We start from the raw sequence: 16,761 nt of genomic DNA on the forward strand, positions 1-16,761 counted from the left end.
TACGTCGCGGTGCACATGAAAGTTTAAAGCCCAGAAAGAGAATTTTTGGTTAATTAATCCACATCTTAAAGGCTCTTAAAATTTAATATTATAACCAGAAAACCTTCGAGGTTTTGAAAACCTCAAAGGTTAAATCACACAAATATGCAAACTATCAAATACACATTCATCGGACCTATCCGCCAAGCCGTCACCATGGCAAGACTTCCGCTGAAGGGAGCACTGAAAGACGAGCAGCTGCATGTAGTCCAAGAAGCAGGGATTTTGATTAAGAATGAAGAAATCTATGAAATAGGCCCATATTGGGATCTTTATCCTGAAGCACAGTCTATAGGGGCTGAAATGGTCAATCTAAAAGGTGACTTTGTAGCACTTCCTGGTTTGATCGATTGTCATACACATATTTGCTTTGGAGGTAGCAGAGCAAAAGATTACGCCATGCGCAACGCTGGTATATCTTATCTTGAAATTGCAAAAGCAGGCGGTGGGATCTGGGACACAGTGACCCAAACCCGCAAAGCCAGCCTAGAAAAGCTTGCCCAACTGACGGTAAACAGGTCAAATAGACATTTAAAAGACGGAATCACCACTATTGAAGTCAAAAGTGGGTATGGTTTATCTGTTGAAGAGGAACTCAAAATGCTCAGAGCAATCAAATTGGCCAATGAAAATACTTCAGCTGATTTAATTCCTAGTTGCTTGGCCGCCCATATTCCCCCAAAGGATTTTCAAGGAACACAAAAGGATTACCTCAAGAAAATTTCTGAAGAAGTTTTCCCTATCCTCCAAGAAGAAGGTTTGGCCAACCGAATTGATGCTTTTATTGAGGAAACAGCATTTACTTCCGAGGATATTCAGTCCTATTTTCAAAAGGCAAAGGAAATGGGTTTTGACATCACTGTTCACGCTGATCAGTTCCGCACAGGAGGCTCAAAAGTGGCTGTAGATTTTGCTGCTATATCTGCAGATCATTTAGAAGCAAGTTCGGAAAAAGAAATCCAATTATTAGCTGAATCAAATACCATCGCTGTGGCATTACCAGGTGCTTCTATGGGTTTGGGTGTAGCTTATTCACCTGCCAGAAAACTGTTGGATGCAGGAGCTTCCTTAGCTATAGCCTCCGACTGGAATCCTGGATCGGCTCCCATGGGAGATTTGTTGACGCAAGCTTCTATTTTGGGAACATTCGAAAAACTCAGCAATGCAGAAGTGCTTGCTGGAATTACCTTTAGAGCTGCTGCTGCACTCAATCTTGCAGATCGTGGTCAACTCAAACACGGATTCAAAGCAGATCTGATCTTATTCCCAACTGATGATTATAGAGAAATTACTTATCAGCAAGGGAGGCTGAAGCCATCTATAATTTATAAGAATGGAATTGAAATAAAGTAGCTATATAGTTGAAATAGATTGGAAATAAAATCTTAAATTAAACTTATGAAAACAGCAAACCTACCAGAATCAGCAATTCGCAATCTTTGTGAAAAATATAATGTAGAAGAATTGTATGTGTTTGGTTCTGCCGCAGTCGGAGAAATGACAGAAAAATCTGACATTGATTTTTTAGTAAAATTCAAAAATATCGATCTCCACGACTATTTTCTGAATTACTTAGAATTCAAATTTTCTTTAGAAAAAATTACAGGAAAGGAAGTGGATCTTATCGAAAAGCAAACGCTAAAAAACCCCATTCTTATTCAAGCCATAGAAAGGTCAAAAGAACTCTTATATGGATGAAAAAATAGTAAAATGGTTATTTGACATTCTCCTAGCAGGTTCCGAAATTCAAGATTTCCTAGAACAATATAAAATTGAGTCTGCAATAGATTACAGCCAAAATTTAATTCTAAAAAAAGCGATAGAAAGAAATTTGGAAATAATCGGAGAAGCAGTCAATAGAATCGTTAGAAGAGACAATGCATTTTTGGATACTCTGCCTGAATCGAGATCAATCATAGGGCTAAGAAACATTATAATTCATGCTTATGACGGAATTTCTGATGAGATGATTTGGTCTGTAGTTATTCAGCACCTTCCAGTTCTTTTGAAACAAGTAGATCAAATCTTGGAAAATTGAAATAAATAAGTTTCAGAAGACATGCAACAGTAACATCGACTTCCTAACTCAAATAAAATCTGGAGGTCATTTATAAAGATCTGTTTTTAAAACTAAAGAACCCTTACCTTATTTCAGGTTAATTTATTTTCCACAATATTTCACGAAGCAAAACTTGTCTGTTGCAGCATATTACAACCTCATTTTACTAAGTTTATTTCATTCAACAATATTTCTACTGTAATCGGCTAATCCTATTACTATCACATTCAAGTGAAAAATATCTACAACTTTTAAGAATCCAATAAATTCCAAATATCAAAATTATGAATTTCCAAGAATCCATAACCCAAGGCATCCCTTCTACCCTACCTTTCAAAAAGAAACCTGATCCTAATTTTTCGCACGCTCCAAAGCGCAAGGATATTTTGAGTTTGGAAGAGAAAAAGCTGGCTGTTCGAAACGCTTTACGCTATTTCCCCAAAACTTGGCATGCAGAACTGGCAAGGGAATTTTTTGAAGAACTCCAGGAATATGGAAGGATTTACATGTACAGATTCATGCCGGATCATGACATCTATGCAAGGCCAATTTCGGAATACCCTGCGCAAAGTCAGCAAGCAGCAGCTATCATGCTGATGATCCAAAACAACCTGGATCCTGCCGTTGCACAACATCCGCAAGAATTGATCACTTATGGCGGCAATGGAGCCGTGTTTCAAAACTGGGCTCAATACCTACTTACTATGCAGTACCTCTCAGAAATGTCTGATGAACAAACACTGCATATCTATTCGGGTCATCCTATGGGTCTTTTCCCTTCTTCCAAAGACGCTCCTCGTGTAGTAGTCACTAATGGAATGATGATCCCTAATTACTCTAAGCCTGATGATTGGGAGAAATTCAATGCACTAGGCGTCACCCAATATGGACAGATGACTGCTGGTTCTTATATGTACATTGGCCCACAAGGTATCGTACATGGTACAACCATCACTGTGATGAATGCTTTTAGAAAAAAACTTGGGGCGGAGGTAAATCCTAAAGGCAAAGTATTTCTTACTGCTGGATTGGGTGGAATGTCAGGTGCTCAACCGAAGGCCGGGAATATTGCTGGTTGTATCACAGTATGTGCAGAAGTAAATCCCAAAGCTGCTTACAAAAGACACGAACAGGGTTGGGTGGATGAACTGATAGAAGATCTAGAGGATCTGGCCGATAGAGTGAGAAGCGCTCAAGAAAAACAAGAAGTGGTTTCCATCGCCTATTTAGGCAATATTGTGGATGTCTGGGAAAAATTTGATAAAGAAAATATCATTGTAGAACTTGGATCTGACCAAACTTCACTTCACAATCCTTGGGCTGGCGGATACTATCCTGTTGGTTTGAGTTTCGATGAATCCAATCACATGATGGCAAATGAGCCTGAAAAATTCAAGTTCAAAGTAAAGGAATCACTCATAAGACAAGCTGCCGCCATCAATAATCATGTATCAAAAGGGACTTACTTTTTTGACTATGGAAATGCTTTTCTATTAGAAGCTTCCCGTGCTGGTGCAGCAGTGATGGCTGAAAATGGTATTGATTTCAGATACCCTTCCTATGTTCAGGACATTTTGGGGCCAATGTGTTTCGATTATGGTTTTGGACCATTTAGATGGGTTTGTACTTCGGGAAAACCAGAAGACTTGGAGAAAACCGATCAAATTGCAGCGCAGGTTCTCAAAGAAATCATGGCTTCCTCACCTAAAGAAATCCAACAACAGATGCTGGACAACATCAAATGGATTGAAGAAGCTGGCAAAAATAAAATGGTCGTAGGATCACAAGCCAGAATACTCTATGCTGATGCTGAAGGAAGGAGCAAAATCGCTCAGGCATTCAATCAATCTGTTCAATCAGGAGAACTGTCATCACCCGTAGTCTTGGGGAGAGATCATCATGATGTAAGTGGGACAGATTCACCTTACCGTGAGACAAGCAATATCTATGATGGGAGCAAATTCACAGCTGATATGGCCATTCATAATGTGATTGGAGATAGTTTCCGAGGCGCAACTTGGGTTTCTATTCACAATGGAGGAGGCGTAGGCTGGGGAGAGGTGATCAATGGAGGCTTTGGAATGGTACTCGATGGCTCTTTAGAAGCCGAAAGAAAATTGAAATCAATGCTCTTCTACGATGTCAACAATGGTATTTCCAGAAGAGCTTGGGCAAGAAATGATGAAGCATTATTTGCGATAAAGAGAGAAATGGAAAGGACTCCTGGCCTAAAAGTGACTGTACCAGTAATGGTAGATGATGATTTATTACAATTTTAAGAATCTAGTTGAAAAACAAACCACATAGACACATAGAACCACTGAAGGAAAAAACCATGTGTAACTATGTTCCTATGTGGTTAAAAAAAAACAAAAAAACCACAGAGATAAAAACCTACATATACCTATGTGGTTCAATGAAAAACAAACTAACCACATAGACACATAGAGTCACATAGGGGAAAAACTATGTGTAACTATGTGCCTATGTGGTTAAAAAAAAAACAAAAAACCACAGAGATAAAAACCTAAATATACCTAGGTGGTTCAATGAAAAACAAACTAACCACATAGACACGTAGAGTCACATTGGGGAAAAATTATGTGTAACTATGTGCCTATGTGGTTAAAAAAAAACAAAAAACCACAGAGATAAAAACCTAAATATACTAAGGTGGTTCAAAAAAATACTCAATTAATCAACTAGAAAAATAAATTTAGATGACTAAAAATGAACTAGACAAATTATCGTACAAAATTCTAGGATGTTGTATAGAAGTACACAAAGCACTTGGGCCTGGGCTTTTGGAGAGTGTATATCATAAATGTTTGATTGAAGAATTTAGGTACCAAAAAATTCAATTCCAATCCCAATTAATTGTTCCTGTTTATTACAGAGGCACAGAAGTTTTAGCTGAATTAAGAGCAGATTTTTTTGTAGAAAACTCAATTGTTCTCGAATTAAAAGCTGTTGAAACAATATTGCCAATCCATGAAGCACAAATTCTCACTTATTTGAAGCTTCTCGATGCCCCAAAAGGCTTACTAGTAAATTTCAACTCAACAAACATTTTTAAATATGGACAAAAATCATTTGTTACTGAAAAATATAGGGTTCTTGATGAAGATTAAGCTTTTGTAATTCTAATTGAACCAAAAAACTATGTGTAACTATGTCCCTATGTGGTTCAAAAAAAAACAAATAAACCACATAGACACATAGAGCCACATAGAAAAGAGAAAAAATCTATGTGTAACTATGTTCCTATGTGGTTCAAAAAAACAAACAAACCACGTAGACACATAGAGCCACATAGAAAAGAAAAAAAATCTATACGTAACTATGTTACTATGTGGTTCAAAAGAAAACAAATAAACCACATAGACACATAGAGCCACATAGAAAAGAAAAAAAATCTATGTGTAACTATGTTACTATGTGGTTCAAAAAAACAAATAAACCACATAGACACATAGAATCACATAAGGAGAAATCTATACGTAACTATGTTACTATGTGGTTCAAAAAAAAACAAATAAACCACATAGACACATAGAGCCACATAGAAAAGAGAAAAAATCTATGTGTAACTATGTTACTATGTGGTTCAAAAGAAAATAGAATTTACTTTCTCATAGCTTTAAAAGCATTGATCAAGCCGTTGGTAGAACCATCATGAGATGAAACATTTTCATCCCCATGTAGCTCCGGCAAGATCGCATTTGCCAATACTTTGCCCAATTCCACTCCCCATTGATCAAAACTCAAGATATTCCAAATAACTCCCTGAACGAAAATTTTATGTTCATACATCGCTACTAATTGACCTAGCGTATAAGGATTGAGTTCTTTTACCAAGATTGAGTTGGTAGGTCTATTTCCTTCGAAAACCCTATGAAGCGCTATTTTCTCAATTTCTTCTTTTGATTTTCCTGCTTTTTCCATTTCCGCTATCACTTCATCGTGAGACTTCCCATTCATCAGCGCTTCCGTCTGTGCAAAGAAATTAGAAAGCAATTTGACATGGTGATCTCCTATTGGATTATGCGAGTTGGCTGGAGCGATGAAGTCACAAGGGATCAAATGAGTGCCTTGGTGTATTAATTGATAGAATGCATGCTGGCCATTCGTTCCCGGCTCACCCCAGATAATTGGGCCGGTTGGATAATCGACTTTCTCCCCTGATCTACTTACATATTTTCCATTTGACTCCATATTTCCCTGCTGGAAATATGCCGCAAAACGATGAAGATATTGATCGTAAGGCAAAATCGCCTCTGAAGTCGCGCCAAGGAAGTTGGTATTCCACAAGCCAATAAGTGCCAATATCACTGGGATATTTTCTTCAAACCTAGCATTTCTAAAATGCTGATCCATACTATGTGCACCAGCAAGAAGTTTCTCAAAATTATCAAAACCAATCACACATGCGATAGGTAAACCAATCGCTGACCACAAGGAATACCTTCCTCCTACCCAATCCCAAAAAGCAAACATATTTTTGGTATCTATCCCAAACTCCTCAACAGACTTGGCATTGGTCGAAAGGGCTACGAAATGTTTGGCAACAGCACTATCATCTTTTGCTGCTTTCAAAAACCAATCTCTTGCAGTATGCGCATTGGTCATGGTTTCCTGCGTGGTGAAAGTTTTGGATGCTATGAAAAACAATGTCGTCTCAGGATCTACTTTTTTTAAAGTTTCAGCCATGTGTGTACCATCCACATTGGACACAAAAAAGATCTCCAAGTTTGGATTTTGAAAAGGTTTCAGCGCTTCTGTGACCATCACAGGACCAAGGTCAGAACCGCCAATACCTATATTGACAAGGGATGTAATAGGCTTACCAGTGTAACCGAGCCATTTTCCTTCTTGCACTTGATCTGCAAATGATTTCATCTGCTTCAATACTGAGTTCACATCAGGCATGACATCATTTCCTTCAAAATAAACAGGGCTGTTTGACCTGTTTCTCAATGCTGTGTGCAGAACTGCTCTATTTTCAGTCAGATTAATTTTTTCTCCAGAAAACATCGCATCAATGGCAGATTTCAAATTCACTTCTTCTACCAAGTCGAATAAGGAAGCCTTTATAGAATCATCAATTCTGTTCTTCGAATAATCTAAAAGAATGTCTTCCAATTGAATAGAATATTTCTCAAATCTCTTGTTTTCCGAAAAAAGTGACTTGATTGTCAAACTGCTTTTTTCTTTTGCTTGCTTGGAAAGGGAAGCCCATGAATTGGTTTGGGTAGGATTAATGTTTTTCATCTAAGAAATTGATTTGATATATGCCATAAAAGTAAGCTATAAATTTGGAGGTAAAAAAGAGAAAGTGAAATTCACAATATAACCATTGGTGTAAAATAGCCATTTTGAATAAAATCTATTGAAAAATACCAACTTGTTGGTATAGGAAACCTTATATTTTTTAACAAAATTTGTATAAACTAAAAATTTTAAAATTTTACCAAATTTATTTCAAAATTCGCATTTTTATAAACCAAACATAATATTTTCGAAATGAATGACATCAATGAGTTTGAAGCGATTCTTTTAGTAGATGACGATCCAGTCATCAATATTTTGAATTCAAAATTTTTGAGAAGAGCTGGCTATTTGCACAAAATCTGGAAATTTGAAGATGGACTAGAAGCTTACAAATATCTCCAGCATATCATAGAGACCCAAAAAAACATAGTCAATAAAAACCCTGTATTGATACTTTTGGACTTAAACATGCCGGATTTTAGTGGCTGGGACTTCATAGAAAAGTACAAGCATCTGGATGTAACTTTGAAGAAGAATTTTAGAATTGTAGTACTGTCAAGTTCTACGAGCAAAGCTGATATTGACAAAATCAATGAAAATGAAAATGTCTTTGGTTACATCATCAAACCATTTTCAATAGCCTCTATAGATGCAATTGAAAAGTTTTTCAAATATTCTTAAAACAACTCCATATCCCCTAATGTGTAACTCCAATTTGACTTAGCAAAAATGTCAGGCTTAAGATTTTTTAGATTCAAATCTTTTATTGTCAAAACTGGACCGATTGGGATTTTTGAAAATGTTAGAAAACCTTTCAAGGAATAACCATGATTAGAACCTAGAATTGATGTGTAATTGACTTGCAAATCTTTCTGGGTTTTTTCTATGGCTCTAGAAACTAATTCTAAATCCATCTTTTCAATTTCCTTTAAATAAAAAACATCAACAACTCTCAGTTCTTTGCCTATTGTAGTTTGCCGAATTCTATAAATCATCAAAAATGAATGGCGATCTGTAATAAAGTGATAATTGTGCACTGGACATTTGAAATACCTCCATTCCAAAAAATCAGGGCTGACATTCTTTACTATTCCATTAGGCTCAGCCTTTATTTTTTTCAAACACTCAAAAAACAATTTTTTATCAAATGCTATCTTATCGATCGGTTCAATACTTTTAGCAAGTTTATTGAATTGTATTGTCACTGGAATATTCCCGAATTTCTCCCAGCCCATTTTGTAATATCCTTTTATACTTTTTTTGTTTGGAGTGTTGAAAACAAAATCATAGCCTTCATTTTTGGCTTTATCAACGAGCATTTTGGTGGTTTTAGTGAATATCCCTCGACCTTGATATGAAGGATGAACAGCCGTATCTACAGCTCTCAAAGCTTTCAAAACTCTATTTCTAAAAACCCATTCCCATTTCATAAATGCTCTTACACCTACAACCTCTCCATTATCTTCCGCCAAAATCACGAGAGATTCTCCAAATGGATTGTCGATATGTTTCCATGTCCAAAACGCTTCTGATTTGGGCAAAAGATTCTCTCCAAGTGACACTTTCAAAAGCGAAATTATTTTCGGAATATCTGCCAAAGAAGCTTCTCTTATTTCCATTTATTTTGATTTAATTTCAAAAATTTTTGCGCTAGTTTCCCTTCCATATCTATCAATAAAACTTATCGCTAAATATCTAGAACCAGAAAAACTACTTGCTATAGGAAATCCGTTTTTATTTCGATCTTCAAGAAATACTTTTTGCATACTCACATGATCTTTTTTACTTGCAATATCATCCGGGTTGTCCCCTGAATATACAACTGCGTATCTATAAATCGGATCTATGGAATTCGGTAAAAAAAGGTGTAAACCATTTGAATTGGAAATCAACTCAGCCTGAATTGGCCTTGCAGAATTATCCATGCCTAGATTTTGAAAACTTGGAGAAAGCACCTTTGATTTGTAATGCTCGTCTTTGATTATTTTTGCTACATCTGTATTCTTTGTGTAGAGTGAGCGGGCGGAAAAGTAGGCATTGCCATCAATACCTATTGTAGTTTTGGCCAAAGCGACCTGTTTTGACATTTCCTTTGGGTCATTCCATGCCAAATCAGCATTGTCACGGATTTTGTAAGGTCCATTTCCTACATAGATTTTGGTATTGTGGCTATTTTTTGACCACCAGCCTACCAATTCCCTGTACGATGCCAATTTATAATCCATGCTCCAATATAATTGTGGGATGAGGTAATCGATCCACTTCGATTTCATCCATGTAATTGGGTCAGCATATAAATCATCATAATTTGACACACCACCTCTTGTATTTGATCCATTTGGATCCCTGTCATTGTTTCTCCAAACTCCAAAAGGACTAATCCCAAACTGAACCCAAGGTTTTGTAGACTTTATTTTTTGATGGACAGCTTGTACCAAGAGGTTTACATTTTCTCTTCGCCAATCCTCAATATTCTTACCATTCCCATATCTACTGAAGGCTTGAGAATCTTTGAAAACCTGTTTGTCTAATTTGTAAGGGTAAAAATAATCATCAAAATGAACAGCATCTACATCATAATTCTGGACCACCTCTTCTATAATATTTACCATGTGGGTTCTTACTTCTGGAATCCCAGGATTGTAATAAAACTTCGGTCCATATTGAACCATCCATTCTGGGTGAGTAAAATAATCATGCTGCGGGCTCAACTTGGCAGTATTCAAATCAAATGTAGCACGAAAGGGGTTGAACCAAGCATGAAATTCCAAACCTCGCTTATGGGCTTGCAATATCATCCACGACAATGGATCCTCCGAGGTCTTAGGCCTAATCCCTTCCTGACCAGTCAAATACCTAGACCACGGGGCAAACCTAGAAGTGTAAAAAGCATCGCCAGCAGCCCTAACTTGCACAATGACGGCATTGAAATTTAGCTGATGATAATAATCCAACAAAGCTATGAAGTCTGTCTTTTGCTTTTCCCAAGTATCCATACCTGAGTTTGGCCAATCAATATTGGCTACCGTTGCTATCCAAACCCCTCTAAACTCCCTATTGCTTTGGTTCAGTTCCATTTCTGAAACAGCATAAAAACTATTTTCTCTTTTTATTTCTGGAAAAGTTGCAGTTTGATTTGGTGTAGTATTCGGAAGCTGCTTCCATGTAGAGGACTCTGAGTTTTCTACCACCTTTCTTGAAGGACTACATGAGAAAAACAAACCAATAGTCAATGAAAATACAACAAGAGCAGCTTTGTTTTTATATACTTTTAGAAATATCATTCTTCACGAAATTTTAAAACATAAAACTGAGAATTTTTTACGATTTTTAATGCATCATTCGCTCTATCATGTCAGAAATAAAAATTATTGTCTCAAGTCTTTTGATAGCAACACTTCTTTTGATGTCTTGTAAAGAAGTTGACCGAAATTATGAAAATGAACTTTATTTCCCTCCAATAGGTACTGATGAATGGGAAAAAACCAGCCCAGAATTACTTAACTGGAAGCTTGAAGATTTAGAGGAACTATACAGTGTTTTGGAAAGTGGCAACACTAGGGGTTTCATAATTCTAAAAGATGGTAAGATTGTCGTAGAAAAGTATTTTGGAAACAGGTTGATTGGCAGTCAAAGATTTGATAAAAATTCAAATTGGTATTGGGCATCTGCAGGAAAGACATTGACCGCGTCACTTGTTGGGATAGCTCAAGAGGAAGGTTTATTATCCATTCAGGACCCAAGTTCAAAACACCTTGGTGATGGTTGGACATCTCTCAATCCGGATCAAGAAAAAAAAATTACTATTTGGCATCAATTGACTATGACTTCTGGTTTGGATGAATCAGTTGACGCAGGCGATGATTATTCCCCTGAAAAGTTACTTTTCAAGGCAGAACCAGGCGAACGTTGGGCTTACCACAATGCTCCATACACAATTCTTGATCAAATAATTGAAAATGCAAGTGCAGAACCTTTTGATTCATATTTTGATTCCAAAATTGCTTCAAAAATTGGGATGAGAGGTTCTTGGCAAAGAATTGGGTTTAACAATGTTTATTTCAGCGATACGAGGTCTGCTGCAAGGTTTGGGCTATTGGTTCTAGCCAAAGGCAAATGGAAGGGAGAATCAGTATTTGCTGATATGGATTTTTTGAACCAAATGACATCACCATCGCAAACCATCAATGAAAGCTATGGATATCTATGGTGGCTGAATGGCAAAGGGAGTTATATGGTTCCTTCTCTTCAGATCATTTTACCTGGATCGGTATTACCCAACGCTCCTGAAGATATGATATCAGGATTGGGTAGAGATGGTCAGTTCGTTTGTGTAGTACCCTCTCAAAACCTTGTGCTTGTCAGGTTTGGACAAGACACAGACAATTCTATGGTTTCTTTTCTATTTCTTGATTTGATTTGGGAAAAAATAAATAAATTACAAGAAAACTAAAAATTTTAGTATGTTGATAATGAGGCCATAACGAAATATCCACATAGATTTCATTTTTCTTCTAATGACAAGTTTTAAATGATTCGTAACTTAGAGATGTAACCAAAGTTAACTATTTTTATGAGTAAGCAAAAAGACTATAGTTTATTTCAGGATGTGTGTGGCTTCGTAGATGATGCTGCAAAACACATGAATCTCAACCCTGGACTTATTGAACAGATCAAGCAATGCAATAGTATTTATAAGTTTAATTTTCCTCTCAGAAATGATGATGGCACTTATGAAACATTGACAGGCTATAGAGTGCAACACTCTCATCACAAATTGCCAGTAAAAGGCGGAATTAGATATAGTGAGCATGTAAATGAAGATGAAGTAAAGGGCTTGGCAGCATTGATGACGTACAAATGTGCATTGGTAAATGTTCCATTTGGAGGTGCTAAAGGTGGAGTGAGGATCAATCCACTTGAATACAATGTCACTCAATTGGAAAAAATAACAAGACGATACACTTCTGAATTGATCAAGAAGAAGTTTATAGGTCCTGCTATAGATGTACCGGCTCCTGATTATGGTACCAGTGCCCGGGAAATGGCCTGGATAGTCGATACCTACGAAGCATTCAATCCTGAATTGATCAATGCCAAAGGTTGTGTGACAGGAAAGCCCTTATCACAACATGGCATCGATGGCCGTACGGAAGCAACTGGTCAAGGAGTATTTTTTGGAATCAGGGAAGCTGTGAATGTAGAGGAAGATATGGCTGCGCTAGGCTTGAAGACCGGCATGAAAGACAAAACAGTCATTGTACAAGGTCTCGGTAATGTCGGATATTACTCAGCAAAGTACATTCAAGAATCTGGTGCAAAAATCATAGCCGTGGCTGAATGGAATGGAGGCATCTACGACCCATCTGGTATAGATGTGGAAGCATTGAAATCTTACCAACTTAAGAACAAAGGCTTTAAGGGATATCCAAAAGGAGAATTTGTAAAAAACAGTACAGAATTTCTGACATATGAGTGCGATATTTTGGTACCAGCAGCACTTGAAAATCAAATCACAATAGAAAATGCCGCCAAGGTAAAAGCTAAAATCATAGGAGAGGCTGCAAATGGGCCAGTGACGCAAGAAGCTGAGAAAATATTGCTTGAAAACAACATATTAGTCATTCCTGATATGTACCTCAATGCAGGTGGTGTTACTGTTTCGTATTTTGAATGGCTCAAAAATTTGTCAAGGGTTTCTTTTGGGAAGTTGGAAAAAAGGTACGATATGGAAAAGTACAGAAAACTTCTGGGAACCATCGAGAATGCCACAGGGGAAGAATTTACTGACATGGAAAAAGATAGCCTTATCAAAGGAGCATCAGAAAGAGATCTGGTATTGTCTGGTCTAGAAGAAACGATGGTAGAAGCATATCATGCCATGAACTCCACAAGGAAAAGCAAGAAGATCAATAGCCTTAGAACTGCAGCATTTATTCTTGCAATAGAACGGATAGCAATCAGCTACACTGACCTTGGGATATTCCCATAAAAAGAAGTTGAATTTGATTTCTTAAAAGCTCTTTCGGGTTCAATTCCTGAAAGAGTTTTTTTATGTTTATAAAAAACGAAAGGCTAAAAAAATAGCCTTTCAAAGTTACTTGCGTTTGACTAATGTCAAAGAAAAATTGTTTAATCACCCGGGACAAATGTAGCTATATATTTTATTCTATAAAATACCCGGTACAGGGTATTTTACATATTTTTTCATTGAATTATTCTTATTTTCATTGTATTTAAACAATATTTTAGATTATCAATACGCATATTCACTCAATAATACTTGTTTTATAGAACATAAAAATGCCGCTATACTGTTTCCATTATAGCGGCAAATTGTGTTTGAGATAAATACTATTCTTTGATTTCCAAAATATCGAATACAAAGGCATATTCACGCGCTAGCTCTTTTAGACTCTCAAATCTACCACTTGCTCCGCCATGACCTGCGTCCATATTTGTGTAAAGGAACAGTTTGTTATCATCCGTTTTTAGAGTTCGCAATTTCGCAACCCACTTTGCAGGTTCCCAGTACTGTACCTGCGAATCGTGTAGACCTGTGGTCGCCAAGATATGCGGGTAATTCTTCGCCTCTACATTATCATATGGAGAATATGAAAGCATGTATTCATATTGCTCCTGAATATTTGGATTTCCCCATTCCAACCACTCGAAAGTAGTCAATGGAATGGTTTCGTCCATCATAGTGGTCACAACATCTACAAAAGCAACCGCAGAGATAACTCCTTTATAGACTTCAGGTGCCATATTCAACACTGCCCCCATCAATAATCCACCAGCACTTCCACCTGATGCGAATAGTTTGTCTTTTGCTACATAATTATTTTCCTGCAACCATTTGGAACAATCTATGAAGTCATAGAATGTGTTCTTTTTGTTCATCATTTTCCCATCTTCATACCAATCTCCCCCCATCTCTTGTCCTCCTCTGATATGTGCTATTGCATAGACAAACCCTCTATCCAACAAGCTTAACCTTGTACTACTGAATGAAGCGTCCATAGAGTATCCATAGGAGCCATATGCATACACCCAACCAGGCATACTTCCATCTTTCTTGAATTTATCTTTGCGATAAACTAGAGACATAGGAATTTTTTTTCCATCCCTCGCTGTGACCATCACTCTTTCGGTTTGATAATTTTCCTTGTTGAAGTCACCCAATACTGTTTGTTCTTTCATCAAGACTTTATCACGATTCTGCATATTGTAATCATATACAGAATTGGGGGTAGTCATAGAAGTGTAGGAATATCTTACTACCTCGGTATCAAAAGCTGGATTATACCCCAAACTTGCCGTGTAGGCAGGTTCCCCAAATTCCAATTCATGCTCTGATTTGTCCTCGTATTTGATAACTCGGATTTTGGCAAGACCTTCTTTTGTCTCTTGTACAGCCATAAAATTCTTAAAGTAATCTACATTCTCCAGGAAAATATCTGAACGGTTAGGAATCAGATCGCTCCAATTTGAGGATGAAGGATTAGAAATTGGGGCCTCCACGAGTCTGTAGTTGACAGCATCTTGATTGGTGTAAATATAGAACTTGTCTCCACCTGCGTGATCTACGTCATATTGGACATTGTCTTTGAGCGGTGCTATAAGCTTTGGCTTCCCTGGATTGTCTGCTTCCAAAAACAGCGCGTAAGAAGCATCTGTCCTACCCGACCCAATGATGATGTACTCTTTAGATTTAGTTTTTCCTACTCCACAGCTTAAGGTTTGATCTTTTTCTTCAAAAATTATTTCATCCAATGAAGAATCTTCTCCAAGAATATGTCTTTTCACTTGGAAATTTCTCAGAGTAACTGGATCTGGAATTGAGTAATAGAATGACTTGTTGTCATTAGCCCATATCGCACTGCTCCTTATATTTTCTATTTTGTCTGGCAACATCTCCCCAGTCCGAAGGTCTTTGATGGCCACAGAGTAGAAATTTCTACCTACAGTATCCATGATTATTGCAGCAAGATTATGATCCTCACTTACTGAAGTAAAAAAATTCAAGTACGACTTTCCTTTTCCAAGATCATTGCCATCCATAATTATCTCTTCTTCTCCATCAAGGGATCCTTTTTTGCGTGCATATATTGGATATTCACCACCTTCGACATATCTGGAATAGTAATAATATTCCCCCAACTTGTAAGGAACAGAAGAGTCATCTTCTTTTATCCTACTCCTCATTTCCTTGAAAAGATCTTCCTGAAATCCTTTTGTATGGGCCATCATTGTATCTAGATATGCATTTTCTGCATTCAAATAATCGATCACTTCCTGATCTTCTCTTTCATTGAGCCAATAGTAATTGTCTACTCTTTTGTGCCCATGCTTTGCCAGTATCTCGAAAGGCTTTATTGCTGCCACTGGAGGCTGAACGTCGGGAAGTTTAAACTCTGGTTCTTGTTGAGAACATGCTATACTCATACCAATACTTAAAATTAAGAGGTTTTGAATTGATTTATTCATGGTGAAAGGGGTTAGAAACGTAAAGATAAAAAAAAGAAAAGTGAGATTTTCATTAAGATTCTGGCTCATTTCATTAATGACCACCTAAACTTAGATAGATATGTTAATCACAAAAAAAATTACTTAAAAAAGTAAAATGTCTTGGTGAAAATTTAAAACCTCGAGAATTCATTTTTGAATAAAAAAAAATGTATAAACGCTTTCTTGCACGTATCCAATCAATAGAATGTTTGATAATTGATTTGATTGTGAACTGTTGTCTGATGATGATCTGCAACACAAAAAACCCGCTTCTTAGCCAACGTGCAACATTGCAGATACTCTTATAAAAAAATGGCCGGCGTCCCAAAAACAAGCATAATTTCTGAAGACACCGGCTATAGTTTCGTTACCTTTCCCAAAAAGATGGAGGCTCTACCCCTAAAGACCTCAAATAAACATATCCTTGTCCTCGATGATGAATTTCATTGTCTATAAAGTACAAAAGCGTGCAAAACCCCTTATCCTTATACTGTCCAAATGCTAGCATCTCTTCCTGAAATCTTTCTTCAGAAATCTGGGGCCACCAATAATTGATATCTTCGGTAGCTTGATCCCAATGGTACAAAATCTCAGCTTTGCTTTTTCCCAAAGAAATTTCTTCATCCAATTCTTCCCAAATATTAGTTGCCAATCCCTTTGCACCTGGGACAGCTATGGCCAGCAGCTCCTTGACCATATCCGAAAATGGACGCATTCCTCCAATTTGGTAACTAAACAAATCCTCTTCAGGAAATGCTTCAATGACTCTCCTTGTCAATGCACGATGTCCTTGCCAATGCCCCAACAACTGATCGGAGTTCATTACTGTTTTTGAACCATTTGTAACTGCTTCTGAATTTTTAATTTCCATAATTTGATTA

The 16,761-nt window shown here is 37.1% G+C and carries 13 protein-coding genes; 8 read left to right on the forward strand and 5 right to left on the reverse strand.

All coding sequences use genetic code 11. The features are described 5' to 3' along the window. Nucleotides 1-144: 144 nt before the first annotated feature. The 5 genes from hutI (at nt 145) to MM236_RS01660 (ending at nt 5,229) form a co-directional block, all read left to right on the forward strand. On the forward strand, nt 145-1,392 hold the full coding sequence (hutI, locus tag MM236_RS01640; RefSeq protein WP_241273185.1) for an imidazolonepropionase: 1,248 nt from the start codon (nt 145-147) through the stop codon (nt 1,390-1,392). Nucleotides 1,393-1,437: 45 nt separating this feature from the next. Beyond that, nucleotides 1,438-1,737, forward strand: coding sequence for a nucleotidyltransferase family protein (locus tag MM236_RS01645; RefSeq protein ID WP_241273186.1), 300 nt, complete (start codon nt 1,438-1,440; stop codon nt 1,735-1,737). Next, nucleotides 1,730-2,077, forward strand: coding sequence for a HepT-like ribonuclease domain-containing protein (locus tag MM236_RS01650; RefSeq protein ID WP_241273187.1), 348 nt, complete (start codon nt 1,730-1,732; stop codon nt 2,075-2,077). The genes MM236_RS01645 and MM236_RS01650 overlap by 8 nt, the downstream gene beginning before the upstream one ends. Nucleotides 2,078-2,382: 305 nt before the next feature. Then, complete coding sequence (gene hutU / locus MM236_RS01655) at nt 2,383-4,377, forward strand: urocanate hydratase (protein ID WP_241273188.1); 1,995 nt, start codon at nt 2,383-2,385, stop codon at nt 4,375-4,377. A gap of 441 nt (nt 4,378-4,818) precedes the next feature. Beyond that, entirely contained in the window at nt 4,819-5,229 is a 411-nt protein-coding gene (locus tag MM236_RS01660; RefSeq protein ID WP_241273189.1) for a GxxExxY protein, read from the forward strand. 493 nt (nt 5,230-5,722) lie between these two features. Here the strand turns inward: MM236_RS01660 and pgi are convergent, their stop codons facing one another. Continuing rightward, complete coding sequence (gene pgi / locus MM236_RS01665) at nt 5,723-7,369, reverse strand: glucose-6-phosphate isomerase (RefSeq protein ID WP_241273190.1); 1,647 nt, start codon at nt 7,367-7,369, stop codon at nt 5,723-5,725. A gap of 252 nt (nt 7,370-7,621) precedes the next feature. Here pgi and MM236_RS01670 point away from each other — a divergent pair, with 252 nt between their 5' ends. Then, nucleotides 7,622-8,050, forward strand: coding sequence for a response regulator (locus MM236_RS01670; protein WP_241273191.1), 429 nt, complete (start codon nt 7,622-7,624; stop codon nt 8,048-8,050). Here the strand turns inward: MM236_RS01670 and MM236_RS01675 are convergent. Both MM236_RS01675 and MM236_RS01680 read right to left on the reverse strand, forming a co-directional pair. Further along, nucleotides 8,047-8,988: a GNAT family N-acetyltransferase gene (locus MM236_RS01675; RefSeq protein ID WP_241273192.1), complete on the reverse strand. Its 942-nt coding sequence runs from the start codon at nt 8,986-8,988 to the stop codon at nt 8,047-8,049. The genes MM236_RS01670 and MM236_RS01675 overlap by 4 nt on opposite strands. Continuing rightward, entirely contained in the window at nt 8,989-10,653 is a 1,665-nt protein-coding gene (locus tag MM236_RS01680) for a glycoside hydrolase family 10-like protein (RefSeq protein WP_241273193.1), read from the reverse strand. It lies immediately after the preceding gene. A gap of 68 nt (nt 10,654-10,721) precedes the next feature. Here MM236_RS01680 and MM236_RS01685 point away from each other — a divergent pair, with 68 nt between their 5' ends. Together MM236_RS01685 and MM236_RS01690 are read left to right on the forward strand one after the other, a co-directional pair. Next, nucleotides 10,722-11,822 (forward strand): serine hydrolase domain-containing protein, encoded by a 1,101-nt coding sequence (locus MM236_RS01685; protein ID WP_241273194.1) that lies wholly within the window; start codon nt 10,722-10,724, stop codon nt 11,820-11,822. A 120-nt stretch (nt 11,823-11,942) separates the two neighbouring features. Beyond that, nucleotides 11,943-13,361, forward strand: coding sequence for a Glu/Leu/Phe/Val family dehydrogenase (locus MM236_RS01690; RefSeq protein ID WP_241273195.1), 1,419 nt, complete (start codon nt 11,943-11,945; stop codon nt 13,359-13,361). A gap of 362 nt (nt 13,362-13,723) precedes the next feature. Here MM236_RS01690 and MM236_RS01695 read toward each other — a convergent pair whose 3' ends face one another. Further along, nucleotides 13,724-15,859: a S9 family peptidase gene (locus tag MM236_RS01695; RefSeq protein WP_241273196.1), complete on the reverse strand. Its 2,136-nt coding sequence runs from the start codon at nt 15,857-15,859 to the stop codon at nt 13,724-13,726. Between the two features lie 388 nt (nt 15,860-16,247). Beyond that, the gene (locus tag MM236_RS01700) at nt 16,248-16,751 is read right to left on the reverse strand and encodes a DinB family protein (RefSeq protein ID WP_241273197.1); all 504 of its coding nucleotides are present in this window, start codon (nt 16,749-16,751) and stop codon (nt 16,248-16,250) included. Between the last annotated feature and the right edge of the window lie 10 nt (nt 16,752-16,761).

It is taken from the genome of Belliella calami (genome assembly GCF_022549695.1).
Lineage (GTDB): Bacteria > Bacteroidota > Bacteroidia > Cytophagales > Cyclobacteriaceae > Belliella > Belliella calami.

What these genes read in the sequence shown, in the direction of transcription:
- hutI (WP_241273185.1), top strand. Translation starts at nt 145, where the DNA reads ATGCAAACTATCAAATACACATTCATCGGACCTATCCGCCAAGCCGTC.
- MM236_RS01645 (WP_241273186.1), top strand. Translation starts at nt 1,438, where the DNA reads ATGAAAACAGCAAACCTACCAGAATCAGCAATTCGCAATCTTTGTGAA.
- MM236_RS01650 (WP_241273187.1), top strand. Translation starts at nt 1,730, where the DNA reads ATGGATGAAAAAATAGTAAAATGGTTATTTGACATTCTCCTAGCAGGT.
- hutU (WP_241273188.1), top strand. Translation starts at nt 2,383, where the DNA reads ATGAATTTCCAAGAATCCATAACCCAAGGCATCCCTTCTACCCTACCT.
- MM236_RS01660 (WP_241273189.1), top strand. Translation starts at nt 4,819, where the DNA reads ATGACTAAAAATGAACTAGACAAATTATCGTACAAAATTCTAGGATGT.
- pgi (WP_241273190.1), bottom strand. Translation starts at nt 7,369, where the DNA reads ATGAAAAACATTAATCCTACCCAAACCAATTCATGGGCTTCCCTTTCC.
- MM236_RS01670 (WP_241273191.1), top strand. Translation starts at nt 7,622, where the DNA reads ATGAATGACATCAATGAGTTTGAAGCGATTCTTTTAGTAGATGACGAT.
- MM236_RS01675 (WP_241273192.1), bottom strand. Translation starts at nt 8,988, where the DNA reads ATGGAAATAAGAGAAGCTTCTTTGGCAGATATTCCGAAAATAATTTCG.
- MM236_RS01680 (WP_241273193.1), bottom strand. Translation starts at nt 10,653, where the DNA reads ATGATATTTCTAAAAGTATATAAAAACAAAGCTGCTCTTGTTGTATTT.
- MM236_RS01685 (WP_241273194.1), top strand. Translation starts at nt 10,722, where the DNA reads ATGTCAGAAATAAAAATTATTGTCTCAAGTCTTTTGATAGCAACACTT.
- MM236_RS01690 (WP_241273195.1), top strand. Translation starts at nt 11,943, where the DNA reads ATGAGTAAGCAAAAAGACTATAGTTTATTTCAGGATGTGTGTGGCTTC.
- MM236_RS01695 (WP_241273196.1), bottom strand. Translation starts at nt 15,859, where the DNA reads ATGAATAAATCAATTCAAAACCTCTTAATTTTAAGTATTGGTATGAGT.
- MM236_RS01700 (WP_241273197.1), bottom strand. Translation starts at nt 16,751, where the DNA reads ATGGAAATTAAAAATTCAGAAGCAGTTACAAATGGTTCAAAAACAGTA.